Genomic DNA, 26,608 nt, shown 5'->3' on the forward strand with positions numbered 1-26,608 from the left:
CTCCCTATTCAGCTCTACCCGTCGCGAGTCGCATCGCGCGGAATCATCCCACGCTACCCGATCGCCCGCGCGCGCGTCCCGTGGTGCTCGCCCATTCGATCCCGGAACCGACATACTGAACCCGTGGATGCCGTCAACGCCCTCATCGTCGAGTGGGGCGATCTGCTCTGGACCTGGGTGGTCCTGCCGATCGTCGTGGGACTGGGGCTGTACTTCACCGTCCGGTCCGGCGTCGTGCAGATCCGGCTCTTCCCCGAGATGTTCCGCACGCTCACCGACAAGACGCCTCGGACGGCGGATGGCGCACCCCAGTCCGTCTCCTCGTTCCAGGCCTTCACGATCTCCGCCGCCTCGCGCGTCGGTGTCGGCAACATCGCCGGCGTGGGCACGGCGATCGCGCTCGGCGGCCCAGGAGCGGTGTTCTGGATGTGGCTCATGGCCCTCGTCGGTGCGTCCTCGAGCTTCATCGAGTCCTCGCTCGCGCAGCTGTTCAAAGTGCGCGACGCGGAGGGGGGCTTTCGTGGCGGACCCGCCTACTACATGCAACGCGGGCTTCGCGCACGGTGGATGGGGGTCCTGTTCGCCATCATCCTTCTCATCTGCTTCCCGTTCGCTTTCTCGTCCTTGCAGGCCAACACGATCGCCGACACGGTGTCGTCGAGCTTCGGCGCTGACGCCACGTGGGCGGGGCCGGTCGCGGGCGTCGTGGTCGCTCTCTTGACCGCGCTCGTGGTGTTCGGCGGCATCCGTCGCATCGCCTCGGTCACCCAGACGCTCGTGCCGCTGATGGCCCTGGCCTACCTGCTGCTCGGGCTCGCCGTCGTGGCGATCCATATCGAGCAGCTGCCGGTGGTGTTCGCCGAGATCTTCACCCAGGCGTGGGGCCTGAACGAAGTGGTGGGCGCGACGTTCGGGTACATCGTGCTCACGGGAGTCCGCCGCGGCATGTTCTCGAACGAGGCCGGCCTCGGTTCGGCGCCGAACGCGGGGGCGAGCGCGGCCGTGACGCATCCGGTCAAGCAGGGGCTGGTGCAGTCCCTCGGCGTCTACTTCGACACGTTCCTGGTCTGCTCCATCACGGCGTTCATCATCCTGGTGTCCGTGCCCGATCTGGCCGGCGCTTCCCGAGGCATCGCCCTGACGCAGGGTGCGCTCGTCGCGACGCTGGGCGAGTGGTCGAACATCGCCTTGAGCATCATCATCTTCCTCCTGGCGTTCTCGTCGATCCTCGGCAGCTACTACTACGGCCAGTCCAACATCGAGTTCATCACCACCCGTCGCGGCATCCTGCCCGCCTACCGGGTCGCTGTCGTCCTCGCGGTCCTCGCGGGATCGTTGGCCTCGGCAGACCTGGTCTGGAGCTTCGCCGACGGGGTCATGGGGGTGATGGCGCTCATCAACCTGGTGGCCATCGCGCTCCTGTCGGGCATCGCCTTCCGGCTGCTGCGCGACTACACGCGCCAGCGACGAGAAGGACGTGATCCGGTGTTCACGCGAGATCTGCTCCCGGGAGTCTCGGGTATCGAGTGCTGGGAGGACGAGCTCACCGTCACCGGCCCGCTCGATATCGTCACGAAGAGGCGACAGTCGCAGAAACACCGCGATCACCTGCACGGGGCGCGGCCATGACGCGCGGACGGGTAGCGCTCACCCTTTCCGCGCTCGTCGTCTCGCTCGGTCTCACCCTGTCGGGCTGCTCGCTGATCGGCTTCCCGGACCTCGCCACGGTCGACCAGACCAGGGATATCGCCGGATTCGGCGAGCAGGCCGACGGTGAGATCTACACCGAGGAGGACGAAGATCTCGGCATCGTCGAGGTCTACACGGTCGAGCCCGACGCGTCGCTCTCCCCCACCGCGGACGAGACGACCGAGTCGGTGTGGGACATGTTCGTGAGGATCGTGACGCCCGAGGTCGCCGGCAGCGTCATCCGTGACTTCCGGGTGGGCGAGTCCGAATCGAGTGACACGCTGGCGTACGTCATCCAGACCGACGACCCCGCGCAGTGGACGCTCGTCGTGAACCTCGCGTACGCGTCGGACGAGGATCTCCTGCTCTCGACGCTGATCCACGAGTACGCGCACATCTTGAGCCTGTCGCCGGGACAGACCGATCCGGATTCCTGGAGCTGCGACACCCTCCAGCTGGATGAGGGGTGCGCAGAACCCGATTCCGCGCTCTGGGAGTTCGACCAGGAGTTCTGGGCCGGCTACGGCTCGGACGCGCCCGATCCGGGCAACGCGGATGCCGACGTTGCGTACGAGTTCTACCTTGCGCACGAGGACGATTTCGTCAGCGACTACGCGGCGACGAACGTCGTCGAGGACTTCGCCGAAAGCTTCATGACCTTCGTCCTCGAGCCGGAGCCAGACAGCGACACCATGGTCGCCCGGAAGCTCCTCTTCTTCTGGGATCGGCCGGAGTATCTCGCCATCCGTGATCACGTTCGGGCCGAGTTCGGTCTCTGAGGCCCGCCGCGGCGGGATAGGGGCACCCGCGGACGCTGTCAATCCCCTCGCGCCCCACCATCCGTCGTCGCACCCTGGGTGCCATGACGGAAGTGACAGGAACCGAAGCCCTCAGCCGCGCCCAGGAACTCGTCGAGGAGATCGACGTCGCGATGCTCACGACGCGCGACGAGAACGGCAACCTCGTGAGCCGGCCGATGAGCACGCGGCGGATGGACGGCACCGGAGACATCTGGTTCTTCACCGACGCGGACACCAAGAAGGTCGAGGAGGCCGAATCGGATGATGAGGTCGGTCTGTCGTACTGCGACCCGAAGGGCATGCGCTACGTCTCGGTCGCCGGCCGCGCCCGGATCGTCCACGACGACGCACTCATGCAGGAGTTGTACTCGCCCTCGCTCGAGGTGTGGTTCGAGGACGGTTTGGACACGCCGGGCATCACCCTGCTGCGCGTGACCCCGGTCGAGATCGAGTTCTGGGAGCCCGGTCAGAACCGGCTCGAGCAGGCCGCGGGAATGCTCAAGGCGTTCGTGACGCGCGACGCCCCGGACGACGACATCGTCCGACACGCGAAGATCACGTGCTGAACGGGACTCAGGCTGTGAGGCGGCCGATCGCCGCCTCGAACGTCAGCGTCTCGCGGTCCCCGCTGCGACGGTCCCAGAGTTCGACCTCGCCTGTCGCGGCGCCTCGGCCGACGATGAGGATGCGGGGCACGCCCACGAGCTCCGCATCGCCGAACTTGACCCCGGGCGACACCTTCGCACGGTCGTCGTAGAGCACGTCGAGCCCGGCGTCCTCGAGCCGCGCACACGCCTGCTCGGCAAGATCGAAAGCGACGGCATCCTTCCCCGTGGCGACGACGTGCACATCGAAGGGGGCGACGCTCGACGGCCAGATGAGCCCCTTGTCGTCGTTGTTGAGCTCAGCGATGATCGCGAGGATCCGTGTCACTCCGATTCCGTACGAACCCATCGTCACCGTCACGAGTTTGCCGTTCTCGTCGAGCACCTTCAGTCCCAAGGTCTCGGCGAAGAATCGTCCGAGCTGGAAGACGTGACCGATCTCCATGCCCCGCGCGAGCTCGACCGGGCCTGAGCCGTCAGGGGCCGGATCGCCCGGAGCGACGTCCGCGACCTCGACGAAGCCGTCCCCTGTGAAGTCGCGGCCCGCGACGAGCGAGTGCACGTGCTTCTGATCGATGTTGGCGCCGGTGATCCACGAGGTTCCGTCGACGACGCGGGGGTCGAGCAGATACCGGATGCCGGTTGCCGACTCCTCACCGAGCAGCGCACCCGTCGACGACCAGGGACCGATGTAACCCTTGACCAGCAGCGGGTGGGCCTCGAAGTCCTCGGGCGTGGCAGCCTCGACGGTCGCCGGCGCGAAGGCCACCTCCGCGCGCTTGTCATCGACGTCCCGGTCACCGGGAATACCGACGACGACGACCTCCCGGGACCCGTCGAGGTGGGTCAACGCCAGAACGACGTTCTTGAGCGTGTGGGCGGCGGTCCATGTCGTGGCGCCCTGCGTGGCAGGGCCGGCGATCCCGGGCACCGGGGCGTCGAGATGCGTGTTCGCGTGGTCGACGAGCGTGGCGATCGTGGGGGTGTCGGGAGAGTCGAAGATCACCGGCTCCGGCAGTCCATCGAACGGGATCGGCTCCGGGGCGAGCGTCGTGAAGGCTTCCACGTTGGCGGCGTAGCCGCCGGCGCTGCGGACGAAGGTGTCCTCGCCGACAGGAGTCGGATGCAGGAACTCCTCGCTGCGGGCCCCACCCATCAGACCGTTGTCGGCGTTGACGATGACGTATTCGAGTCCCAGCCGCTGGAAGATGCGCTCGTAGGCGTCCCGTTGAGCTTGATACGAGGCCTCGAGACCGGCATCCGTGTAGTCGAAGGAGTAGGCGTCCTTCATCGTGAACTCGCGCCCGCGCAGCAGGCCCGCCCGCGGCCGCGCCTCGTCTCGGTACTTGTCCTGGATCTGGTAGATCGTCAGCGGGAGGTCCTTGTACGAGGAGTACAGGTCCTTCACGAGGAGAGTGAACATCTCCTCGTGGGTCGGGGCCAGGAGATAGTCGGCACCCTTCCTGTCCTGCAAGCGGAAGATTCCGTCCCCATAGGACTCCCAGCGGCCCGAGGCCTCGTAGGGCTCCCGGGGCAGAAGCGCCGGAAAATGCACTTCGTAGGCACCCGCGGCCGCCATCTCGTCACGGATGATCTGCTCGATCTTCGCCTTCACGCGCAGGCCCAACGGCAGCCAGGCGAAGATGCCGGGCGCTTGCCGGCGGATGTAGCCGGCGCGGACGAGCAGCCGGTGGCTCGTGACCTCCGCGTCGGCGGGGTCCTCGCGAAGCGTGCGGAGGAAGAAGTGCGAAAGACGGGTGACCACGAGCGTCAAGTCTAGGCCGCGCCGCGGTGGGCGATCGGTCCCGGCGAGACCGATCGGCAGGGGAACTCAGGCATCCGCGGGCGCAAACGCCAGCAGATCGTCCGTCGCACCCTCGGGCTCACCCGCGCGCGCCCAGCGCAGCTGAGCCTCGCTGCGGTCAAGTCGTGTGCGCAGCTCGGACCACCCGGACGGCGACTCCCAACGCAGCCGAAGCCATCCGTCGTCCTCGAGTGCGGACTCGAAAGCCCCGTCGAAACCCGGGGCGGCTGCGCGGAACCGGCAGAGCGCGAGGAGCGCCGCGACGACGGGGCGCTCAAGTTCGCGGTCGAGTTCGGACGCGCTGTAGACGTGCCGGTTGATGTCGCGACCGACGCCGGTGCGCTCCAGCAGCGCCCGGTCGTTGTGACCGGCGAGCGCGCCGACGTAGTAGATCTGGTGGATCCCCGGCAGGAAGAGCTGGACGGCGCGTGCGGCAAGATAGGCGCGATCATCGCGGCCCATGGCGTCGTAGAACGTGCTGTTGACCTGATAGATGTCCAGGTTCGACGCTGCAGCTCCCGTCGCGGCTCTACTGTCCCCGCCGGTGGCGTCATGGATCGCATCGACCAGGGCATCCAGCTGTTGCGCATTCAGCAGGCCCGGCTCCCCCGTGGCCGGGTCGGGTCCGACATCCACGATGCCGATGCCGTCGTGGGTGTCGAGCACGGTGACGGCATTGACCGGTCGCTCGGCCACCCACCGCGCCAGCGGCGCATGATCGCCCGTCGCTGCCGCGAAGAGGACCAACGGTGGCAGGGCGAAGTCGTAGACACGGTCGACGCGAGCCGCGATCTCGATCTGTCGCCGGTAGAACGAGTGCACCTCGACGAGCACCTCCAGCCCGCGCGCGTGGGCGAGGGCGGTCAGCTCGTCGATGAAGGCGAACGTCTCGGGTGTCATGAATGACGAGGTCCCGGGCGTCTTCACCGCATACCCGACGGCATCGAGGCGGATCATCCGCACCCCCGCCTCCCGCAAGGTGTCCAGGATCGCGACGAGGTAGGCGGCGCCTTGCTCGCTGCGCACGTCGATGTCGACCTGGGCGGAGGTGAAGGTCGTCCACACGAGCCGCGTGCGCTCACCCCACACGTACGGGGGTGAACGGCAGGCCCGGGCGCGGCCGGTAGATCCGCAGGAGATCGGCTTCGGTCGCACCGTCGGGAAAGACCGCGCCCATCGTCAGGAACATCGACGCGTACGGCGACGCGTCCCCGCGCTCCATCACGTCACGGAATTGGGGCGAACGGGCCGAGACGTGGTTGACGATCACATCCACCATGACGTCGAGATCGCGTGAAAGGGCACGGACGTCCTCCCACGTCCCCAGCCGGGGATCGACCGTGGTGTGGTCGTCGGGATCGAAGCCGGCATCGGCTCCGTCGAAGGGCGTGAAGAAGGGGAGGATGTGCACCCCGCCGAAAGCGCCGCCGAACCGCTCCCGCACGAGTGCGCCCAACGCCGGAATCGTGCCGCCCAGGCGGTCGGCGTAGGCGATGAGCTGGATGGGGTGGGTCATGAGTCGCGCTCCGGATGCGGTCGCAGGTGTACGTCGAGGCGTATCCCGCTGCTAAATCGTTTGAGCTAATTTTACCGCGATGTCCACGCGCACGCCTGACACTCCCAGCGGGGCCAGTCGTCGATTTGACACCGTCGCTGCGGTGAAATGCAATATATTGCATGCCGGTCCCCTCCGACGTGGGCGCCCACCGCCCCCTCCTCCGCGAAGAGGTGGAGGCGCGCCTGCGTGCCGCGATCGTCGATGGGACGCTCGAGCCCGGAGAGCAGGTGCGGGATGTCGACATCGCCCAATGGCTGGGCGTGAGCCGCACCCCCGTGCGCGAGGCTCTTCTCGAACTGGCTCGCGCCGGACTGGTGCATACACTGCCGGGGCGTGCCACGATCGTGTCACCCATCGAGCCGCGTGCCGTATGCGCGGCTCGCGACGTCGTGGCGGCGATGCACCGACTCGCCGCGCTGGCCGCCGTCCCCCGACTCAGTGAGGATGACATCGCCCGCATGAGGGCGGCGAACCGGCTGTTCACCTCCGCGCACCGCTCGGGCGACATCGATGGCGCGATCGCGGCGGATGAGCTCTTTCACGCGGTCCTCATCGACGTCGCCGACAATGACGCGGTGCGCACCGTCCTCCACCTCTACCAGCCCGTTCTGCTCCGAGCTGAACGGGCACGGTTCTCGTCGGAACGCGCCGAGCTGTCGACGCTTCGACACGGCCAGCTGATCGAGAGGTGCGTTCAGGCTGACGCCCTCGGCGCAGCCGCGATCGCAGAGGAAATCTGGACCGACCTCATCACCGACATCGAAACGAGGACCCCCACCGATGAAGCTTCATGAGTTCCCTCGCTACCCCTTGACGTTCGGACCGAGCCCCGTCCACCACCTCGCGCGACTGAGCGCCCACCTCGGGGGCGCTCAGATCTGGGCCAAGCGCGAGGACGTGTCCAGCGGACTGGCCTATGGCGGGAACAAGGTCCGAAAGCTCGAGTACATCGTGCCGGATGTCCTCGCCTCCGGCGCCGACACCCTGGTCTCGATCGGCGGGTACCAGTCCAATCACACGCGTCAAGTCGCTGCCGTCGCCGCGCACCTGGGCCTGCGAGCGCGACTGGTGCAGGAGAAGTGGGTTCCCTGGGACGATCCCATGAACGACAAGGTCGGCAACATCCTGCTCTCGCGAATGATGGGCGCCGACTCCCGCCTCGATGACGCAGGGTTCGACATCGGCATCCGGGATTCTTGGAAGTCGGCGCTCCAGGAGGTCGAGGATAGCGGCGGCACTCCGTACCCCATCCCCGCCGGGGCATCCGAGCACCCGCTGGGCGGACTGGGCTTTGCCAACTGGGCGTTCGAAGTCGCTGAGCAGGAGAAGCAGCTCGGCGTCTTCTTCGACACGATCGTCGTGTGCACGGTGACCGGGTCGACCCACGCCGGCATGATCGCCGGTTTCGCTGCGCTCGAGGACCTCACCGGGGTACGGCGCCGCGTCATCGGCATCGACGCGTCAGCGACCATCGAGAAGACCCGCGACCAGGTCGCCCGGATCGCCCGCAACACCGCGGACCTCATCGAGCTCGGTCGCGACCTCCGCGACGACGAAATCCAGGTCCTCGAGGGTTGGGCGGGTGATCTCTATGGCATCCCGGTCGAATCGACAATGACCGCGATGGCGCTCGGCGCCCAACTCGAAGCGATGATCACCGACCCGGTGTACGAGGGAAAGTCTCTGGCCGGACTGATCGACCTCGTGCGGGACCGCGAGATTCCCCAGGACTCGACGGTGCTCTACGCCCACCTCGGCGGCCAGCCTGCGCTGAACGCCTACTGGCGCCTATGGGACTGATCCCGTCCTGCGCAATGGGATAGCGTCGCGCGGGGGTCGTATGGCAGGTTAGGCAGACGACCGGACGGCTCACCTATCGCTATCCGGAGCCACGGGAGGAATGCATGACCGCCGCGGAGCCGACCACCAACACGGTTTCCATCCCGATCCTGACGCAGGAGCCGTTCCCCGACACTCCCGGCAGCGCCGAGCCGGAATGGTTCAAGACCGCGGTGTTCTACGAGGTTCTCGTCCGATCCTTCAAAGACAGCGACGGGGATGGCACAGGCGACTTTCGGGGCCTGATCGACAAGCTCGACTACCTGCAGTGGCTCGGGGTCGACTGCTTGTGGTTGCCGCCATTCTTCCCCTCGCCCTTGCGCGACGGCGGGTACGACGTCGCCGACTACACCGGCATACAGCCGGGACTGGGGACCATCGAGGACTTCCAGGAGTTCCTCGATGCCGCCCACGAGCGGGGTATGCGCGTCATCATCGACTTCGTCATGAACCACACCAGCGACGAGCATCCGTGGTTCCAGGAGAGTCGGCGCGATCCGGATGGCGAGTACGGCGACTTCTACGTGTGGAGCGACACCGACGAGCTGTACGAGGACGCCCGGATCATCTTCGTCGACACCGAACCGAGCAACTGGACCTGGGACCCCGTGCGCCAGCAGTACTTCTGGCACCGATTCTTCTCGCACCAGCCCGATCTGAACTTCGACAACCCGCGGGTGCACGACGCCGTCCTGGACGCGATGCGATTCTGGCTCGACATGGGCCTCGACGGCTTTCGCCTCGACGCCGTGCCCTACCTGTACGAACGCCCCGGGACCAACGGCGAAAACCTGCCCGAGACGCACGAGTTCCTCAAGAAGGTGCGCCGCATCGTGGACCGCGAATACCCCGGTCGCGTGCTGCTGGCAGAAGCCAACCAGTGGCCTGCCGACGTCGTCGACTACTTCGGCGATCCCGACGTCGGCGGCGACGAATGCCACATGTGCTTCCACTTTCCGGTCATGCCGCGCATCTTCATGGCCGTACGCCGCGAATCGCGGTACCCGATCAGCGACATCCTCGCGGAGACTCCGCCCATCCCCTCTGGATGTCAGTGGGGCATCTTCCTGCGAAACCACGACGAGCTGACCCTCGAGATGGTCACCGACGAAGACCGCGACTACATGTGGAACGAGTACGCGCAGGATCCGCGCATGAAGGCCAACATCGGCATCCGGCGCCGCCTGGCCCCGCTGCTCGATAACGACCTCGACCGCATCGAACTGTTCACCGCCCTGCTGCTCTCGCTGCCCGGCGCACCCGTGCTGTACTACGGCGACGAGATCGGGATGGGCGACAACATCTGGCTCGGTGACCGCGACGGTGTGCGCACGCCCATGCAGTGGACCTCGGACCGCAACGCCGGATTCTCGAGCGCCAATCCCGGCAAGCTCGCGCTACCGATCGTGCAGGATCCGGTGCACGGGTATCTCGCGGTGAACGTCGAGGCCCAGCAGGAGAACCGGTCGTCGCTGCTGCAGTGGACGCGGCAGATGATCCAGGCCCGCAAACGCCACCCCGCGTTCGGGCTCGGCAGCTTCAACGACCTCGGGGGCTCGAACCCGTCGGTGCTGTCCTACTCGCGAGAACACACCAACGACGATGGCACGGTGGATGTCATCATCTGCGTCAACAACCTGTCGCAGTTTCCGCAGCCGGTCGAACTGGATCTGCGCCGCTTCGAGGGCCTCGTGCCCGTCGAGCTCGTCGGCGGCGTGCCCTTCCCCCGGATCGGAGAACTGCCGTACCTGCTCACGCTCGGCGGCCACGGCTTCTTCTGGTTCCAACTACATGCACCGGCCGACGACGCAGAGGAGGTAGGGCTGCTGTGACCGCTGTCGACAACGCTCTCCTGGAGAACTACCTGGTACGGACCCGGTGGTTCGGCGGCAAGGGCCGGCCGTTCGAGGTCGAACACGTCCGCACCATCGCCGAAGTGGCCCCCCACAACGGCAGACCCTACCTCGCGCTCTACCTTGTCACCGTCGCCTACCGCGACGACGACGCGGGGATCGAGCTGTACCAGGTGCCCCTCAGCGGGTATGAGGACATGGAGGAGCGGCTGAGCCACGCCTACGTCGGCACGCTCGACGCCGAGGGCACCCCCATCCATCTCTATGACGCCATACACGACCGCGAAGCCATGCAGCTGTGGCTCGACGGGTTCATCGCGGCCGAGGGCACCGGCACCGCACACGTCGACCGGATGCGATTCCGCCGAGTGACCGACGCAGACCCACTCGACGCGTCACTCGTCTCCTCCCCCATGACCGGCGAGCAGTCGAACTCGTCGGCGAGGTTCGACGACACCGCGATCATGAAGCTGTTCCGTAAGGTGAGCCCCGGGATCAATCCCGACATCGAGATCCACGAAGAGCTCACGCGAGGGGGCTCGCAGCATATCGCGCAGCTGTACGGCTGGGTCGAAGTGGATGTCGACGGCGAGCTCCTGCAGACAGCGATGCTGCAGGAGTTCCTGGCGACGGCCACCGACGGCTTCGAGCTCGCGGTCGCCAGCGTGCGCACCCTCCTCGCCGACCCGGAGCAGCGGGTCGAAGACTCCGGCGGAGATTTCGCCGGCGAGGCAGCCCGGCTGGGTGAAGCCCTCGCCGATGTCCACGCCCTCCTGCGCGACCGTTTTCCCGCCAGCCGCCGTGGAGCCGACGCGACAGCCGAGCTCGCGCGGGCGATGCGGGAGCGACTCGACCATGCGCGGCGCTTCGTGCCCGACCTCGAGAGGGTTGTGCCGCACCTGCACCACCTGTATGCCGCGGTCGCGCAACTCCGCGGGCTCGACGTTCAGCGTGTCCACGGTGACCTTCACCTCGGGCAGACGCTGCGCACGTCGCACGGCTGGCGCATCGTGGACTTCGAGGGTGAGCCGGGCAGACCGTTCCGCGAGCGATCGTTGCCCGATTCGCCGTGGCGAGACGTCGCGGGGATGCTGCGCTCCTTCGACTACGCCGCGGCCATCATCGACATGTCGTCCGGGACGGATGCCGATGACGACGACGGGCGAGCACTGCGCACTGCGCGCGCCCGGGAGTGGTCGGCCCGCGCTCGGGAACACTTCGTGGCCGCGTATGTCGCCGCGGTCCGCGGCGCGAGCGGCGAGTCGGAAGCCCCGGCCGGCGAGGCGACGCGGGCCCACCGCGTGCTCCTGGACGCCTACGTCGCCGACAAGGCTGTCTACGAAGTCATGTACGAGACACGCAATCGTCCGTCATGGGTGTCGATCCCCCTCGAAGCCCTGGAACGGGTCACCGAGACCTGAGCGATCCCGCAGCACGGAAGCCCACCGGGGGAGGCACACCGCCGCGACCGCGCCCCGGCACGGTTCCCTCGCCCGGTCCCCATTCATCGGGTGCCGGTTCGCCGCGCCCTAGCTCGTCACGACCTGCGCGGTGCCCAGCGGCGCATCCGGTCCCATCTCATCGGCGAGACGGTTGGCCTCCTCGATGAGGGTCGCGACGATCTCTGATTCGGGAACGGTCTTGATGACCTCACCCTTGACGAAGATCTGCCCCTTGCCATTGCCCGACGCCACGCCGAGGTCGGCATCCCGCGCTTCGCCGGGTCCGTTCACGACGCAGCCCATCACCGCCACCCGCAGCGGGACGGTCATGTCCTTGAGCCCCTCAGTGACGTTGTCGGCGAGCGAGTACACGTCGACCTGGGCCCGGCCGCACGACGGGCACGAGACGATCTCGAGCTTGCGCTCCCGAAGATTCAGTGACTGCAGGATCTGGTGACCGACCTTGACTTCCTCGGCGGGCGGGGCCGAGAGCGACACGCGGATGGTGTCTCCGATCCCCTCGCCGAGAAGGATTCCGAACGCCGTGGCCGACTTGATCGTGCCCTGGAAGGCCGGACCGGCCTCGGTCACACCGAGGTGCAGAGGCCAGTCGCCCCGCTCGGCCAGCAGCCGGTAGGCCTTCACCATGACGACGGGATCATTGTGCTTGACCGAGATCTTGAAGTCGTGGAAGTCGTGCTCCTCGAACAGTGACGCCTCCCACACCGCGCTCTCCACGAGCGCTTCCGGGGTGGCCTTACCGTACTTCTCCAGAAGACGTCTATCGAGCGACCCGGCGTTCACGCCGATCCGCAGTGACACGCCGGCGGCCTGCGCGGCCTTCGCGATCGCGCCGACCTGGTCGTCGAACTTGCGGATGTTTCCGGGGTTCACGCGCACCGCGGCGCACCCGGCGTCGATGGCCTGGAAGACGTACTTGGGTTGGAAGTGAATGTCGGCGATGACCGGAATCTGACTCTTCGCGGCGATGATGTGCAGCACGTCAGCGTCGTCCTGGGAGGGAACGGCGACGCGCACGATCTCACACCCGGACGCCGTCAACTCGGCGATCTGCTGCAGGGTCGCGTTGATGTTGGTCGTCGGAGTCGTCGTCATCGACTGAACGCTGACGGGAGCGTCACCGCCGACGAGGACCTTGCCCACCTTGATCTGGCGGCTCTTGCGGCGCGGAGCGAGGGTTTCGGGGACCTTCGGCATTCCGATGTTCACAGCTGGCACGGGACCAGCCTACGCATTCCGGCTGAGTGGCAGGCCGACCTCCCCAGATGCATCACGCCTACTGCAGTCGGCGCATCTCGTCCTGGATCTTGCTCTCGGTGAGCGCGCCGCGGGTAGGTCCGTAGGCGTTGAACGCGGAGAAGGCGACACCGATCGCGATCCCCGCGATCGGCCAGGCGGGCCAGAAGTAGCCCATGCCCGTGAGCGCCCAGATGAGAACGAAGAAGATCGAGAGCACCACCCACGTCGCCAGCGTGTACCAGAACCCCTGCTTCGCGCGAAGACTTGCGACCGCGCGTTGGCGGAGCTCGTCGGAACCACTCGTACCCTGCGGATCAGTCATGTCTCGAATGTATTGCGAGTGCGTGCCGTAGCGCCAGAGTCTCGGTCCGACCCGCTGCCGCTGTGGTAGTTTCGGCGCATGTTCGCGAGCACCGCTTGGTGGCCCACCGCTTGAGGCGGTGTGCTCGCGTTGACGCAGAGACCGCCCCGGGGCGGTCTTCTTTGTGAGGGTGGCCGCCCCACGACGAAAGACCGACCATGACCGGGACCCCCCTTCCCCCGCTCGCCGGGCTCGCCCACAGCGACATCCCGTTCGCGATCCTCGCCCGTGACGCCGACACCGTGGAGTTGCTCACCGGCGAGATCGTCGACGTCGATCTGCTTCGCGACATCCCGCTGCTGGGCGTCGACGGCACGCCACGGGAAGTCCTTGCCCTCGTGCCGTTCCGCCAGGTGCGCGAACGGGGCTTCGACTGCCTGGACGACGACGCACCCCTTCGGTGCCTCGTGATCACGCAGCGCGCGACGTACCTCCGGAGCGAGGCACTGGCGGTGCTTCCGCACGATGACATCCCCTTGCGCGCCGCGGGGTTCGACATCGATGACGAATCGTATGCCGACATCGTCCGCCGCGTGATCGCCGATGAGATCGGTCGCGGCGAAGGGGCGAACTTCGTCATCCGTCGCGACTTCACGGCCGAGGTCGACGCCGACCCGCGCGTGGCAGCGCTCGCCTGGTTCCGCGCCCTCCTCGAGCACGAACGCGGGGCGTACTGGACGTTCGCGGTCGTGACCGACGGTCACGTCGCGGTGGGAGCCAGTCCCGAGGCCCACGTCAGCGCGGAAGCGGGCGTGGTGACCATGAACCCGATCTCGGGGACGTTCCGCCACCCCGCGGAGGGTGCCACCGTCGAGAACCTCAGCGAGTTCCTGCGCTCCACGAAGGAGACCGAGGAGCTGTTCATGGTCGTCGACGAAGAGCTCAAGATGATGAGCGCCGTGTGCACGGACGGTGGACGGATCACCGGTCCGCACCTCAAGGAGATGTCCCGACTCACCCACACCGAGTACATGCTGCGCGGGTCCAGTCGCCTCGACCCGCGTGACATCCTGCGGGAGACGATGTTCGCGCCGACCGTCACCGGTTCGCCCATGCAGAACGCGTGCACGGTGATCACACGCCACGAGAAGACGCCGCGCGGGTACTACTCCGGCGTCGCCGCACTGTTCACGCCGCGGACGGATGCCGGCCCCGGCGAGGTCACCCACGACCTCGACGCGCCGATCCTCATCCGGACTGCCTATCTTGAGGACGGCCGCCTTCGGGTGCCCGTCGGTGCGACCCTCGTTCGCCACTCCGATCCCTACGGCGAGGTCAGCGAGACGCACGGGAAGGCGGCCGGTGTGCTCGGGGCGATCGGGGCGATCCCCCGCGCGGCGGTGCCCGTCGACGAAGATGCACCGGCCGGCGCTCCCCGACGCTTGGCCGACGATCCGACGATCGCAGCGTTGCTCGAGTCCCGCAACGCGCGGCTCGCGCCCTTCTGGTTGAACCCGCAGGCGCCGGCGGATTCCGGACCGTTCGCCGGTCATCGCGCACTCGTGGTGGACGCTGAGGACCGCTTCACCACGATGCTCGCGCACCAGCTGAGCCATCTGGGCCTGGACGTCTCGATCGTTCCCTGGGATGCCGTCAGCGACGACGAGGTGGACTCGGCGGAGCTGCTGGTGTCGGGCCCCGGCCCCGGCGACCCGCTCGATCCTGCCTCACCGCGGATGGCGCGGTTGCGCGAGATCATCACGCGGCGGCGGATGTCATCGCTGCCGCTGTTGACAGTGTGCCTGAGCCACCAGATCCTGGCGAGCGAACTCGGTATGGGTCTCGCGCCCCTCGCCCAGCCGCACCAGGGGATGCAGCTGACCGTCGACGTCTTCGGGCACCCCGCATCGATCGGCTTCTACAACACGTTCACTGCCCGGGTCGAACCGGGCCACACGCCCAGCGGCGTGGAGATCTCCGCCGATGCGACGACCGGCGACGTCTACGCTCTCCGAGGTGCGGGATTTGCCTCCGTGCAGGGGCATCTGGAGTCGATTCTCTCGCGCGACGGCATGTCGACCCTGGAGCAGCTGATCGCCTGGGCGCTGAGCACCCAGAGCGCCTGACCTCCGGGACCGGTCAATCCATCGGCCCCTCCGAATCGCCGCTCAGCCCAGGAGGGAGATCGGGTTCACCAGGTCGGCGATGATCAGGATGCCGCCCATCACGATGAGCGCGATCACGACGACGAAGGTGAGCGGCACGAGTCTGGTCGCGTCGATCGGGGCGGGTTCCGCCTTGCCGCGAACGCGTGCCCACCAGCTCCGGATGCCGCCCCACAGCGCGACCGCGATATGCCCGCCGTCCAAGGGCAGCAGCGGAATGAGATTGAAGACGAACAGGGCGATGTTCAGCGACGCCAGCAGTGACAGGATGACGGCGACGCGGTTGATGACCGGCGCATCCGTCGCAGCCACCTCGCCGGCGATCGCTCCCGCGCCCACGATGCTCAGCGGCCCGTTGGGATCGCGTTCCTCTCCCGTCACCAGCGACGCCGCGGTTTCGTACACCTTCACGGGAAGCTGCACAACGATGCCCGCGACGGCGGCGACGTTGTCTGCGACCGCGGCGGGCGCCGACCAGATCGGCTGGCGGACGAACTCGACGGTGCCCGTCACACCGATGACGCCGACCTCGGCATCCACTGTCTGGCCGTTATCGTCGACGATCTGACGCGTGACGACATCGGGAACCACCGTCAGCGCGAGTGTTTGCCCGTCGCGGTCGACGACGAGCGGCACACTCTCGCCGGGCGCCGCCTGGATGAGAGCGGCAGCTTCGGCGAAGTCCGAGACCTCCTCGCCGCCGACCGAAACGATCACGTCGCCGGGCTGGATGCCGGCCTCCGCCGCCGGTGACGCAGGATCGCCCGGCTGACACGAGGTGTCGGCGGCCGCGGGGACACACGCGCTGACCGAGGCGACGGTGCTCGTGACGGTCTGCACGCCGATGCCGGTGAGCACGATGGCCATGAGCACGACCGCGAACACAAGGTTCATGAGCGGCCCGCCGAGCATGATGATGACGCGCTTGGAGACCGGCAGCCGGTAGAAGACACGGGTGTCGTCGGCACTCTCGAGCGTCTCGTCGTTCGCCGCGCGTGCGTCCTGCACCATCGTGGCGAAGAACCCGCCACCCGCGCGGCCCGCCGCCGCGGATCCGTCCGACGCTGCGGCGCGGGCGGCGGGCGAGGGCGGGTACATCCCCGCCATCGAGATGTAGCCGCCGAGCGGAATCGCCTTGATGCCGTATTCGGTCTCCCCGCGGCGTCGCGACCAGAGCGTGGGTCCGAAACCGACCATGTACTGGCCGACGCGCACCCCGAACCGCTTGGCGGGAACGAGATGCCCAATCTCATGCAGCGCGATCGAGATCGCGAGGCCCACGACGAGCACCACGACACCGACGATGAAGGCGACCAGATCCACGCCGCCACGCTATCGGCTCTGCCTTGGAGTCAGCCCAGCGCGCGGGTGAGAAGATGGATGCGCCATGCCGACCGATTCCGCGAACCTGCCGCCCGTGCTTCGGCCGGAGCATCCGCCCGTGCACCGCCTCGCGGATCTCGCCGCGCACCTCGGCGCTGCCGTCGAGCGGCGCGACGCGGGCGAGCAGGCGAGCGATGCCGCAGCCGAGTCGTCGGCATCCGTCACCGGCCTCACGCTTGCGACGGCCGACCTGCGCGCGGGCGATCTGTTCGTCGCGGTGCAGGGCGGTACGCGGCACGGCGCAGAGTTCGCCGCCGACGCTGCAGCTCGCGGGGCTGTCGCCATCGTCACGGATGCCGCAGGCCGCAAGCGCGCTCTCGCGAGCGGACTGCCGACCATCGTGGTGCCCGACCCCCGAGGATGCCTGGGCTCCCTGTCCGCGTGGATCTACGCGACCGGACCGGACGACGAGCTTCCGATCCTCTTCGGGACGACCGGGACCAACGGCAAGACGAGCGTGTCGCACCTGCTCGAGGGGATCCTGACGCAGCTGGGCGTCACTTCGGGGTTGTCCTCCACCGCCGAGCGTCACATCGCCGGCGACGTGATCGTCTCACGGCTCACGACTCCCGAAGCGTACGAGATGCACGCTCTGCTGGCGCTCATGCGTGAGCGCGGAGTCGAGGCGGTCGCCGTCGAGGTCAGTGCGCAGGCCCTCAGCCGCCGACGCGTCGATGGGATCGTGTTCGACGTCGCCGGCTTCACGAACCTCTCCCACGACCACCTGGACGACTACGCAGACATGAGCGAGTACTTCCAGGCCAAGCTGCCGCTGTTTCGTCCTGACCGGTCTCGGCGCGCCGTCATCTGCCTCGACTCCGCATCCGGCGCCGACGTCGTCGCAGCGTGCGAGGTGCCGTACGTCACGATCGGCACCCCCGCGATCGCCGCGGATCCGGATGCCGCCGCCGGAGCGGACTGGACAGTCGAGATCCTCGACGAGCTGCCGGACGGGACCCGGTTCGCTCTGGCGGGGCCGCAAGGCCGGCGTCTGACCACGACCGTCCCTGTGATCGGCCGTCACATGGCCGCGAACGCGGCGCAAGCGATCGTGATGATCGTCGAAGCCGGCTACGACTGGGAACGCATCGCAGGCACCCTCGACGACGACGTGATCCGCGCCTATCTGCCCGGACGCACCGAGCTCGTCTCGGGACCCACCGGCCCCGCAATCTACGTCGACTTCGGCCACTCCCCTGACGCGTTCGAGAAGACGCTTGCGGCCGTGCGTCGCGTCACGCCTGGTCGCGTGCTGATGCTCTTCGGCGCTGACGGCGACCGCGACAAGAGCAAACGACACGACATGGGGCGAACGGCAGTGCTCGGCAGCGACATCCTCGTGATCACGGATCACCATCCGCGGTTCGAGGACCCCGACTCGATCCGTGCCACGCTGCTCGAGGGAGCGCGGCGGGCACGGCCGGATGCCGAGATCCACGAGTACTCGCCGCCCGAACGCGCGATCGTCGAGGCTGTCGCGCTGGTCGGCGACGGCGACGCGATCCTGTGGGCAGGACCGGGCCACCAGGACTACCGCGACATCCGCGGCGTGCGCACCCCCTACTCGGCGCGGGAACTCTCGCGACGAGCCCTTCGGGACGCGGGATGGCCAGTTCCCGAGCCGCGGTGGCCCGTGCCCTATCCCGACTGAAGATCCGCGTCACCCGACTCGAGAGGACCGATCCCGTGGGATTCATCGCCTTCGCCGTTCTCGGCATCCTGACGGGCGTCATCGCCCGCATCATCCTGCCCGGCAAGCAGGTCGGAGGCTGGTTCGTCGCCATCCTGCTCGGGCTTCTCGGCGCGATGGTCGGCGGATGGATCGCAGGGCTGTTCGGTCTCGATGTGTACACGACGTTCTGGAACTTCTCGGGCTGGGTGTTCGCGCTCCTGGGCTCGATCGTCGTGCTGCTCCTGTTCGGCCTCATCTTCGGACGCCGGCGCGGTTGAGACTTGTGGTCTGACCACAAGAAATCGTGTGGTCAGACCACAGGGTCAGGCGGATTCGTGCATCTTTCCGTCAGGTCGCCGCAGCGGGTCTAGCGTCGTAGCCAGAAGCACTCCCGCGATAGCGGAACCCCCGCCATCCCGCGAGCGGCCAACACTTCGACACCCACGAAGGAGATGCGCCATGAGCACCGCAACCCCCGTCCGGACCGACAACGCTGACACCCTCCCCCCGGCATGGAACGGCTTCGTCGCCGGACCCTGGCAGGACGCCATCGACGTGCGCGACTTCATTCAGCGCAACTACACCCCCTACAGCGGTGACGCCTCGTTCCTCGCCGGTCCGACCGAGCGCACGCAGCGTGTCTGGCACACCCTCACAGCGATGTTCCCCACCGAGCGAGAGCGCGGCGTGTACGACGTCGACGCGACGACTCCGTCGACGATCACCTCGCACGCACCGGGCTACATCGCCCGCGACGACGAGCTCATCGTGGGCCTCCAGACGGATGCCCCACTCAAGCGCGCCATCATGCCCAATGGCGGGTGGCGCATGGTCAAGGGCGCCCTCGAGACCTACGGATACGACGTGCCGGAGGATCTGGAGAAGATCTTCACGACCTACCGCAAGACCCACAACGACGGCGTCTTCGACGTCTACCCGCCCGCCGTGCGCCGCGCACGCAGCAGCCACATCATCACGGGGCTGCCCGACGCCTACGGTCGCGGACGGATCATCGGCGACTACCGCCGGGTCGCCCTCTACGGCACGGCAGCGCTGATCGACGCGAAGAAGGCCGAGCACGCGGAACTGGACATGCACTTCTCGACCGAGGAGATCATCCGCGATCGGGAGGAGAACGCCGAGCAGATCAGGGCCCTGCAGGAGCTCACGCTCATGGCGCAGAGCTACGGCTACGACATCTCCCGTCCCGCCGCGAACGCCCGTGAGGCGATCCAGTGGCTGTACTTCGCCTACCTCGGTGCCGTGAAGGAGCAGAACGGCGCAGCCATGAGCTTCGGCCGCAACACCGGATTCCTCGACGTCTACGTCGAACGCGACCTCGCCGCGGGAGTGCTCACCGAGACCGATGTGCAAGAACTCATCGACGACCTCGTCATCAAGCTTCGGATCGTGCGCTTCCTGCGCACGCCCGAGTACGACGCCCTGTTCTCCGGTGACCCGACATGGGTGACCGAGTCGCTGGGGGGCACGGGCGTTGACGGGCGCACGCTTGTCACCAAGACCGCATTCCGCTTCCTCCAAACGCTCTACAACCTCGGGCCGGCCCCGGAACCGAACCTGACGGTGCTGTGGTCGAACGATCTGCCGCGGGGCTTCAAGGAGTTCTGCGCAAAGGTCTCGATCGACACGTCCTCCATCCAGTACGAGTCCGATGCGCTCATCCGAGGCCTCTGCGGCGACGACGCGGCCATCGCGTGCTGCGTATCCCCCATGAGCGTGGGCAAGCAGATGCAGTTCTTCGGCGCACGCGTCAACCTCGCAAAGACACTGCTGTACGCCATCAACGGCGGGCGCGACGAGATCACGGGCACGCAGGTCGCGCCGGTCATGCCCCCCGCTACCGGCGAGGTTCTGGACTACGCCGATGTGCGTGGCAAGTTCCGCACGATGATGGAGTGGCTCGCCGAGACCTACGTGGACGCTCTGAACTGCATCCACTACATGCACGACAAGTACGCGTACGAGCGGCTCGAGATGGCGCTGCACGACCGGGAGGTGCTGCGCACGATGGCCTGCGGGATCGCAGGACTGTCCGTCGCTGCAGACTCGCTGTCGGCGATCAAGTACGCCACAGTGACACCCGTGCGCGATGAGACCGGCCTCGTGGTCGACTACCTCGTCGACGGCGACTTCCCGCTCTACGGCAATGACGACGACCGCGTCGACGACATCGCCCGCGAACTGGTCACCGAGTTCATGGAGATGCTGCGCACCCACCCGACGTACCGCAATGCGGTGCACACGCAGTCGGTACTGACGATCACCTCGAACGTGGTCTACGGCAAGAAGACCGGGAACACCCCGGATGGCCGCCGGGCGGGCGCCCCGTTCGCTCCGGGTGCGAACCCGATGAACGGCCGCGACACGCACGGCATGCTGGCAGCCACCCTGTCGGTGGCCAAGCTTCCCTTCGATCAGGCTCAGGATGGCATCTCCCTGACCACGACCGTGGTCCCTGCGGGGCTGGGTCGCACCGAGCAGGAGCGAGTCACGAATCTGGTCGGCCTGCTGGATGCGCAGATGGCCGCGGGCGGCTATCACCTCAACGTCAATGTGCTCACGCGCGAGACGCTCGAGGACGCGATGGCACACCCCGAGGAGTACCCGCAGCTGACGATCCGCGTCTCCGGATACGCCGTCAACTTCGTCCGGTTGACGCGCGAACAGCAGCTCGACGTGATCAGCCGCACCTTCCACGCGGGGGTCTGACATGGCCGCCGTCGCGCTCCCCCAGCCGACGGTCCACGCGGGCCGCCTCCAGACGCACCACGCGCGTCTGGAGGCGGCCCGTGCCGGCGAGGTGGGAAGTGTCCACTCCTGGGAGCTGGTGACCGCCGTCGATGGCCCGGGAACGAGGATGACACTGTTCCTCTCCGGCTGCCCGCTGCGCTGCCAGTACTGCCAGAACCCCGACACGTGGATGCAGAAGGATGGCACACCGACGACCCTTGCCGAGGTCGTCGGCCGCATCCGCCGCTACGCAGGAGTGTTCCGCGCGACCGGCGGCGGGTTGACGATCTCCGGCGGTGAGCCCCTGCAGCAACCGGCCTTCGTGGCGCGCATCCTGCACGACGCGGCGGCCTCCGGCATCCACACCGCGATCGATACCTCCGGCTACCTCGGCCGCAATGCCTCCGACGAGATGCTCGAGGACCTGAGTCTCGTCCTGCTGGACGTCAAGTCAGGCATCCCGGACACCTACCGGACGGTCACGGGCCGTGACCTGCAGCCGACGATCGATTTCGGTGACCGGCTGGCCCGTCGCGGCGTCCCCACCTGGATCCGGTTCGTCCTGGTTCCGGGCCTGACGGATGCCGAAGACAACGTCGACGCGGTCGCCGACATCGTCGCGCAGTGGCCGAACGTCGAGCGAGTCGAGGTGCTGCCCTTCCACCAGATGGGCGCGTCGAAATGGGACCGATTGGGCCGCGCCTACACGCTCGCCGAGACGCGGGCGCCCGAGCCCGAACTGATCGACCGCGTCCGGGGCCAGTTCCGCGCGCGCGGCCTGACCACCTACTGACTCCCCCGCATCTCAGTCTGTCAGCGCCTCAGCGCGAACCAGGGCGCGAACCCACACCTTCCGCGCCGAGCCCACACGTTCTCGCACGCGAATCCTGTGGGTTCGCGCCGAGTCGTGTGGGTTCGCGCCCTGGGCGGGCCGTCAGGAGGGCAGAAGTTCGGATGCCGTGCGCCGTGCCCACTGCTCGGCATCCGAGAGGCTCTCCCGGGTCAGCGCCGACGGCGCGTCGTGCGCCTCCACAACCCGCTCCACGGTCTCCAGGATGCCGAGAAAGCCGAGGCGTCCCTCGTGGAAGGCGTCCACCGCGACCTCGTTGGCGGCGTTGAAGACCGCAGGGTATGTGCCGCCGGCGCGTCCTACCCGCTTGGCCAGCGCGACGGCCGGGAAGGCGGCCTCGTCCAGCGGTTCGAACGTCCACGACGTTCCGGTGCTCCAGTCGAGCGGGACACCGATGCCGGCGATGCGATGCGGCCAGTCCAGGCCGAGCGATATGGGCAGTCGCATGTCGGGCGGCGAGGCCTGCGCGATCGTGGACCCGTCGGTGAACTCGACCATGGAATGCACGATCGACTGCGGGTGAACGACGACATCGATCTGCGGGTAGGGCACGTCGAACAGCAGATGAGCCTCGATCACCTCGAGACCCTTGTTCACGAGAGTCGCCGAGTTCGTCGTCACGACGCGGCCCATGTTCCAGGTGGGATGCGCCAGGGCCTGGGCGGGAGTGACACGGTCGAGTTCCTCGCGCGAGCGGCCGCGGAACGGTCCACCCGATGCGGTGAGGACCAGCCGTCGCACTTCTGAGCGCTCCCCCGAGCGCAGCGCCTGTGCGATCGCCGAGTGCTCGGAGTCCACCGGGACGATCTGACCGGGACGCGCAATCGCGGTCACGAGCTCGCCACCGACGATGAGCGACTCCTTGTTCGCGAGCGCGAGGGTGCGTCCCTCCTCGAGCGCCGCGAGAGTCGGCCCCAAACCCACCGAGCCCGTGATGCCGTTGAGCACGACATCCGTCTCGACCTCACGGACGAGCTGCTCTGCCTCGCCGATGCCCACTGCCACATGCTCGACGCCGAACTCGCGAGCCTGAGCGTCGAGTACGTCCCGCCGACTTCCGGTGGCCAGCCCCACGACTTCGAAACGATCCCGGTTGGCACGGATCACATCGAGCGCCTGGGTCCCGATCGAACCGCTCGAACCGAGGATGATGACACGGCGCATGCGCTCAGCCTATCGAGACCGTTCCCCGCGCCCGGGGCGCGATGCCGGCAGCCGCCGCGTCACCGTCACCCGGCGGCAGGCTCGCTGGAGATGATCTCCACGACGAAGACAAGCGTCTCGCCCGCGAGCTCGTGCGTGTTGGTGGCCGACGCGTCGCCGTAGCCGCACAGCGGCGACATCGTCACGAGCACCGTCGAACCGACCTTCTGCCCCTCGATGGCGCGCTGGAATCCGGATACGACATCGGTCGTCGCGAACGTCGCCGGCGAGCCGCGTTCCCAGCTGGAGTCGAAGACCGAGCCATCGCTCCACTTCACGCCGGTGTAGTTGAGGGTCACGCTGTCGCCGGGCTCCACGACGTCGCCGTCGCCCTCTTCGAGCACCTCGACCACGACACCGCTCGGCGGCGCGGAGCCGGGAACCGTGACCGTCGGAACGCCGGCGTCGTCGAAGGTCACCGTCGGCATCGCGGCGTCGGCCTCCACGACCTGGCACCACTGGTCGGCCGGGGTCACCTCGAGCACGTCGAGGACGTAGATCTGAGCGGCGACATCTCCTTGGCCTGGCACGGCCAGGACGATGCGGGACCCCGCTTTCGCGCATCCGAAGAACTCACCGATGCCCGTGCCGACCTCCACCGGAATCGGGGCGAGCGGATCGGTGTCGCCATACCCCGCGGCATCCACCTGCTCCCCGGTGTCCCCGTCGAACACGGTGAGGGCATAGGTCACGTAGGCCCCGTCGGTGAGGGGTGTGCCGTCGCCGTCGATGGCGACGCTGCGCTGCATGGCGTCCACCGCGATCGGCGTGCTGAAGGTAGCAGTGGGAATGGCCCCGAACTCGCCCTCGACGGTGACGGACTCCGAGACGGGACCTGGCTCTGCCGCAGCCGCGCAGAGCCCCCCGTCATCGACCGTCGTAGCGGTGGGATCGGTGTCCGGGTTCGACGTGCACCCGGCGAGAAAGAGAGCGGCGGCCGCGGCAACGGTCAGGGCGACAAGGGGACGTGAGCGCACAATGGTCCTCTGCTGTGTGGGAGGGGAGTTCCCATCCTGTCGCACACTTCCTCTGTCTCTGCTGGGAATCGCAGACCCCGCACCATTCCTGTCCCGGAATGGAATCGACGGTAGCCTCGATGGGTGACGGTCGAATCGAATGCCCCCGAGCCCGAGGAGTCCGCCGACGGCCAGCGAGGGCGCCGCCGCCGCATGGGGCTCACGTATGCGCTCGGACGCATGGTGGTGACGCCACTTGCTCGCCTGGTCTACCGACCCCGGGTGGAGGGCAAGGATCTCGTGCCCAAGACCGGTCCGGTGATCTTCGCGAGCAACCACCTCTCCTTCATCGACTCCATCGCCATTCCGGTTGCCGCGCCCCGCCAGGTCCACTTCCTCGCAAAATCGAGCTACTTCGAGGGCAAGGGGCTTTCTGGGTGGGCCTCACGACAGTTCTTCACCTCGATCGGCGCCATCCCGGTGCGCCGGGGCGCCGGCCAGGCCGCCCTGGACGCCCTCGATCAGCAGCGCGCGCTGCTGGAGCGCGGAAGCGCGGTGGCCCTTTACCCGGAGGGTACGCGCTCGCTCGACGGCCGTCTGTACAAGGGACGGACGGGCGTGGCGTTCCTGGCCCTGCAAACCGGCGCGCCGGTGGTGCCCGTGGGCCTCATCGGCACCGACAAGGTCATGCCCAAGGGTGCCACCATGCCGTCGCTGAAGCATCGCGTCACCGTCAAGTTCGGCGCACCGCTGGACCTTTCCCACCACGGAGACTCGGGCTCGGGGCGCGCTCGCCGCGGCGCGACGGACGAGATCATGGCGGCGATACACGCCCTCTCCGGGCAGGAGCTCGCAGGTACCTACAACGAACTCCAGCCCCAGTCCCCGATCGAGCGCATCAAGCAGGCGCTCCCCCACGAACGGCGCTGACGCCGTCTCAGCCGTCTGCCCCCACCACGAGAGTCGTCGGCACGTGACGGACGGGGAAATTCACCGAGTTGGCGATGAAGCACCACTCATTCGCCTGCCGGTGGGCGGCTTCAGCCGCGGCACGCATCCCCTCCTGTGCCACCGTGACCACAGGATGCAGCGTCACCTCGCGGAACCTGCCCCCGCCGCGCCCGTCCTCGACCATCGTTCCGATGGCACGGTCGCGGTAGGCGACGACAACGACACCCGCCCGCACCGCAGCGTGCAGGTAGGACAGCAGGTGGCACTCGCTGAGAGCGGCAACCAGGAGATCCTCCGGGTTCCACCGCGACGCATCTCCGCGGAACGGCTTGTCGCTGGATGCGAGAAGATCGGGCTTTCCGTCGACACGGAGGGTGACGTCACGGGAGTACTCGCGGTACCCCGACGTCCCCACACCGCGGTTGCCCGTCCACTCGGCATGGATCGTGTAATCGTGCTCGCCCAACATGAGGTCAGTCTGTCACCGCCTCCCCGGGATCGGCAGCGGCGGCGCGGATAGGCTGTGAGGGTGCCTGAGACCCTCTCTGTTGCCGGAGCCGTCGAGCTCGCGCGCGTCGAGCGCGGCGGATTCGTGGAGTCGCGTCATGCCGGAGCGGCCCTCGTTCTCGACCCGGACGGGCAGGTGATCGAGCGCCTCGGCGACGTCGACGCTCCCATCCTGCCCCGGTCCTCCCTGAAGCCGGTCCAGGCCCTCGCCTGCATGGCCGCGGGCGCGCCGCTCGCGGGCCAGTCGCTCGCGCTTGCGACAGCGAGTCACTCCGGCACAGACCGCCATGTCGCCGTCGTTCGCGACATCCTGGACAGCGCCGGGGTGGATGAGCGCTCGCTCCAGTGTCCGCCTGCGTGGCCAGCGGACACGACCACCCGCGACACGCTGGTGCGTGCCGCCGGCGAACCTGAGCGGCTCCGCATGAACTGCTCGGGCAAGCATGCCGCAATGCTGGCGGCGTGCGTCGCTCAGGGATGGGAGCGCGAGACCTACCTGGATCCGGAGCATCCGCTGCAGGTGCAGATCCGTGAACTCGTGGAACGGCTCACGGGTGAGCGCGTCCAGGCCATCGTCGTCGACGGATGCGGAGCTCCCGTCTTCGCCGTGAGCTTGTCCGGTCTCGCAAAGGCGGCGCACCGGATCGGGGGATCCTCGGAGCGGTCCCCCTTCGCGTTGCACCGAAACGCGGCAGCGCTGGTCGCAGCGGTGCGAGAGCATCCGTGGGCGATCGACGGTCCCGGCCGCCCGGACACGATCGCGGTCGAAACCACGGGTGTCTTCGCGAAAGGCGGGGCGGAGGGCGTGATGATCATGGTCGCACCCGACGGCACGACCGTCGCTCTCAAGATGCTCGACGGCTCGGGCCGTGCTGCCGGTGTGGTCGCGCTCCGACTCCTGGAGCGGGCAGGCGCCCTCTCGGCGGCGGACGTGACACGGGCACGTGAGGCGCTGCCCCTGCGAGTTCGTGGCGGCGGACGCGACGTCGGGGCCATCTCTCCCGCGTTCTGAGCAGACC

23 protein-coding genes are annotated in these 26,608 nt (G+C 67.8%); 14 read left to right on the plus strand and 9 right to left on the minus strand.

The window, feature by feature from the left end; genetic code table 11:
* Positions 1 to 123 precede the first annotated feature (123 nt).
* The 3 genes from AC3ENO_RS07115 (at position 124) to AC3ENO_RS07125 (ending at position 3,055) form a co-directional block, all read left to right on the plus strand.
* On the plus strand, positions 124 to 1,629 hold the full coding sequence (locus AC3ENO_RS07115) for an alanine/glycine:cation symporter family protein (protein ID WP_434969953.1): 1,506 nt from the start codon (positions 124 to 126) through the stop codon (positions 1,627 to 1,629).
* Positions 1,626 to 2,468, plus strand: coding sequence for a zinc-binding metallopeptidase (locus AC3ENO_RS07120; protein ID WP_434969954.1), 843 nt, complete (start codon positions 1,626 to 1,628; stop codon positions 2,466 to 2,468). The genes AC3ENO_RS07115 and AC3ENO_RS07120 overlap by 4 nt, the downstream gene beginning before the upstream one ends.
* 83 nt (positions 2,469 to 2,551) lie before the next feature.
* On the plus strand, positions 2,552 to 3,055 hold the full coding sequence (locus AC3ENO_RS07125) for a pyridoxamine 5'-phosphate oxidase family protein (RefSeq protein WP_434969955.1): 504 nt from the start codon (positions 2,552 to 2,554) through the stop codon (positions 3,053 to 3,055).
* Between the two features lie 7 nt (positions 3,056 to 3,062).
* On the opposite strand, the gene AC3ENO_RS07130 is transcribed toward AC3ENO_RS07125, so the two are convergent.
* The 3 genes from AC3ENO_RS07130 to AC3ENO_RS07140 form a co-directional block, all read right to left on the minus strand.
* Complete coding sequence (locus AC3ENO_RS07130; protein ID WP_434969956.1) at positions 3,063 to 4,859, minus strand: proline--tRNA ligase; 1,797 nt, start codon at positions 4,857 to 4,859, stop codon at positions 3,063 to 3,065.
* A gap of 66 nt (positions 4,860 to 4,925) precedes the next feature.
* Positions 4,926 to 5,963: an alpha-amylase family protein gene (locus AC3ENO_RS07135; RefSeq protein ID WP_488185769.1), complete on the minus strand. Its 1,038-nt coding sequence runs from the start codon at positions 5,961 to 5,963 to the stop codon at positions 4,926 to 4,928.
* 13 nt (positions 5,964 to 5,976) lie between these two features.
* Positions 5,977 to 6,414 carry an alpha-amylase family glycosyl hydrolase gene (locus AC3ENO_RS07140; protein WP_434969958.1) on the minus strand — a complete coding sequence of 146 codons (438 nt, stop codon included), beginning with the start codon at positions 6,412 to 6,414 and terminating at the stop codon, positions 5,977 to 5,979.
* A gap of 161 nt (positions 6,415 to 6,575) precedes the next feature.
* Here AC3ENO_RS07140 and AC3ENO_RS07145 point away from each other — a divergent pair, with 161 nt between their 5' ends.
* The 4 genes from AC3ENO_RS07145 to AC3ENO_RS07160 all read left to right on the plus strand — a co-directional run bounded on the left by AC3ENO_RS07145 (position 6,576) and on the right by AC3ENO_RS07160 (position 11,569).
* Positions 6,576 to 7,250: a GntR family transcriptional regulator gene (locus tag AC3ENO_RS07145; protein ID WP_434969959.1), complete on the plus strand. Its 675-nt coding sequence runs from the start codon at positions 6,576 to 6,578 to the stop codon at positions 7,248 to 7,250.
* Positions 7,237 to 8,256 (plus strand): 1-aminocyclopropane-1-carboxylate deaminase, encoded by a 1,020-nt coding sequence (locus AC3ENO_RS07150; RefSeq protein WP_434969960.1) that lies wholly within the window; start codon positions 7,237 to 7,239, stop codon positions 8,254 to 8,256. The genes AC3ENO_RS07145 and AC3ENO_RS07150 overlap by 14 nt, the downstream gene beginning before the upstream one ends.
* A gap of 104 nt (positions 8,257 to 8,360) precedes the next feature.
* Entirely contained in the window at positions 8,361 to 10,127 is a 1,767-nt protein-coding gene (treS, locus tag AC3ENO_RS07155) for a maltose alpha-D-glucosyltransferase (RefSeq protein ID WP_434969961.1), read from the plus strand.
* The gene (locus tag AC3ENO_RS07160) at positions 10,124 to 11,569 is read left to right on the plus strand and encodes a maltokinase N-terminal cap-like domain-containing protein (protein WP_434969962.1); all 1,446 of its coding nucleotides are present in this window, start codon (positions 10,124 to 10,126) and stop codon (positions 11,567 to 11,569) included. The genes treS and AC3ENO_RS07160 overlap by 4 nt, the downstream gene beginning before the upstream one ends.
* A 108-nt stretch (positions 11,570 to 11,677) precedes the next feature.
* Here the strand turns inward: AC3ENO_RS07160 and ispG are convergent, their stop codons facing one another.
* Together ispG and AC3ENO_RS07170 are read right to left on the minus strand one after the other, a co-directional pair.
* Positions 11,678 to 12,808 carry a flavodoxin-dependent (E)-4-hydroxy-3-methylbut-2-enyl-diphosphate synthase gene (gene ispG / locus AC3ENO_RS07165; protein WP_434970091.1) on the minus strand — a complete coding sequence of 377 codons (1,131 nt, stop codon included), beginning with the start codon at positions 12,806 to 12,808 and terminating at the stop codon, positions 11,678 to 11,680.
* Between the two features lie 79 nt (positions 12,809 to 12,887).
* A complete protein-coding gene (locus AC3ENO_RS07170; RefSeq protein ID WP_434969963.1) occupies positions 12,888 to 13,172 on the minus strand; it encodes a 2TM domain-containing protein in 285 nt (94 codons plus the stop codon).
* A 197-nt stretch (positions 13,173 to 13,369) separates the two neighbouring features.
* On the opposite strand from AC3ENO_RS07170, the gene AC3ENO_RS07175 reads away from it, so the two are divergent.
* Positions 13,370 to 15,277 (plus strand): chorismate-binding protein, encoded by a 1,908-nt coding sequence (locus AC3ENO_RS07175; protein WP_434969964.1) that lies wholly within the window; start codon positions 13,370 to 13,372, stop codon positions 15,275 to 15,277.
* 42 nt (positions 15,278 to 15,319) lie between these two features.
* Here AC3ENO_RS07175 and AC3ENO_RS07180 read toward each other — a convergent pair whose 3' ends face one another.
* Positions 15,320 to 16,639, minus strand: coding sequence for a M50 family metallopeptidase (locus tag AC3ENO_RS07180; RefSeq protein ID WP_434969965.1), 1,320 nt, complete (start codon positions 16,637 to 16,639; stop codon positions 15,320 to 15,322).
* A 64-nt stretch (positions 16,640 to 16,703) separates the two neighbouring features.
* Here AC3ENO_RS07180 and AC3ENO_RS07185 point away from each other — a divergent pair, with 64 nt between their 5' ends.
* The 4 genes from AC3ENO_RS07185 (at position 16,704) to pflA (ending at position 21,915) form a co-directional block, all read left to right on the plus strand.
* Positions 16,704 to 18,350 carry a Mur ligase family protein gene (locus tag AC3ENO_RS07185; RefSeq protein WP_434969966.1) on the plus strand — a complete coding sequence of 549 codons (1,647 nt, stop codon included), beginning with the start codon at positions 16,704 to 16,706 and terminating at the stop codon, positions 18,348 to 18,350.
* A 35-nt stretch (positions 18,351 to 18,385) separates the two neighbouring features.
* The gene (locus AC3ENO_RS07190) at positions 18,386 to 18,649 is read left to right on the plus strand and encodes a GlsB/YeaQ/YmgE family stress response membrane protein (protein WP_434969967.1); all 264 of its coding nucleotides are present in this window, start codon (positions 18,386 to 18,388) and stop codon (positions 18,647 to 18,649) included.
* A 181-nt stretch (positions 18,650 to 18,830) separates the two neighbouring features.
* Complete coding sequence (gene pflB / locus AC3ENO_RS07195; RefSeq protein ID WP_434969968.1) at positions 18,831 to 21,101, plus strand: formate C-acetyltransferase; 2,271 nt, start codon at positions 18,831 to 18,833, stop codon at positions 21,099 to 21,101.
* Between the two features lies 1 nt (position 21,102).
* Positions 21,103 to 21,915 (plus strand): pyruvate formate-lyase-activating protein, encoded by an 813-nt coding sequence (gene pflA, locus AC3ENO_RS07200; RefSeq protein WP_434969969.1) that lies wholly within the window; start codon positions 21,103 to 21,105, stop codon positions 21,913 to 21,915.
* A 141-nt stretch (positions 21,916 to 22,056) separates the two neighbouring features.
* On the opposite strand, the gene dxr is transcribed toward pflA, so the two are convergent.
* On the minus strand, positions 22,057 to 23,136 hold the full coding sequence (dxr, locus tag AC3ENO_RS07205) for a 1-deoxy-D-xylulose-5-phosphate reductoisomerase (RefSeq protein WP_434969970.1): 1,080 nt from the start codon (positions 23,134 to 23,136) through the stop codon (positions 22,057 to 22,059).
* A 65-nt stretch (positions 23,137 to 23,201) separates the two neighbouring features.
* Positions 23,202 to 24,152, minus strand: coding sequence for an FKBP-type peptidyl-prolyl cis-trans isomerase (locus AC3ENO_RS07210; protein ID WP_434969971.1), 951 nt, complete (start codon positions 24,150 to 24,152; stop codon positions 23,202 to 23,204).
* A 192-nt stretch (positions 24,153 to 24,344) separates the two neighbouring features.
* Here AC3ENO_RS07210 and AC3ENO_RS07215 point away from each other — a divergent pair, with 192 nt between their 5' ends.
* Entirely contained in the window at positions 24,345 to 25,061 is a 717-nt protein-coding gene (locus AC3ENO_RS07215; protein WP_434970092.1) for a lysophospholipid acyltransferase family protein, read from the plus strand.
* Positions 25,062 to 25,068: 7 nt separating this feature from the next.
* Here the strand turns inward: AC3ENO_RS07215 and AC3ENO_RS07220 are convergent, their stop codons facing one another.
* Positions 25,069 to 25,551: an OsmC family protein gene (locus AC3ENO_RS07220; RefSeq protein ID WP_434969972.1), complete on the minus strand. Its 483-nt coding sequence runs from the start codon at positions 25,549 to 25,551 to the stop codon at positions 25,069 to 25,071.
* A 60-nt stretch (positions 25,552 to 25,611) separates the two neighbouring features.
* Between AC3ENO_RS07220 and AC3ENO_RS07225 the strand changes: the two genes are divergently transcribed.
* Complete coding sequence (locus tag AC3ENO_RS07225) at positions 25,612 to 26,601, plus strand: asparaginase (RefSeq protein WP_434969973.1); 990 nt, start codon at positions 25,612 to 25,614, stop codon at positions 26,599 to 26,601.
* The last annotated feature ends 7 nt before the right edge of the window (positions 26,602 to 26,608 follow it).

Source organism: Microbacterium sp. bgisy207 (assembly GCF_057706855.1).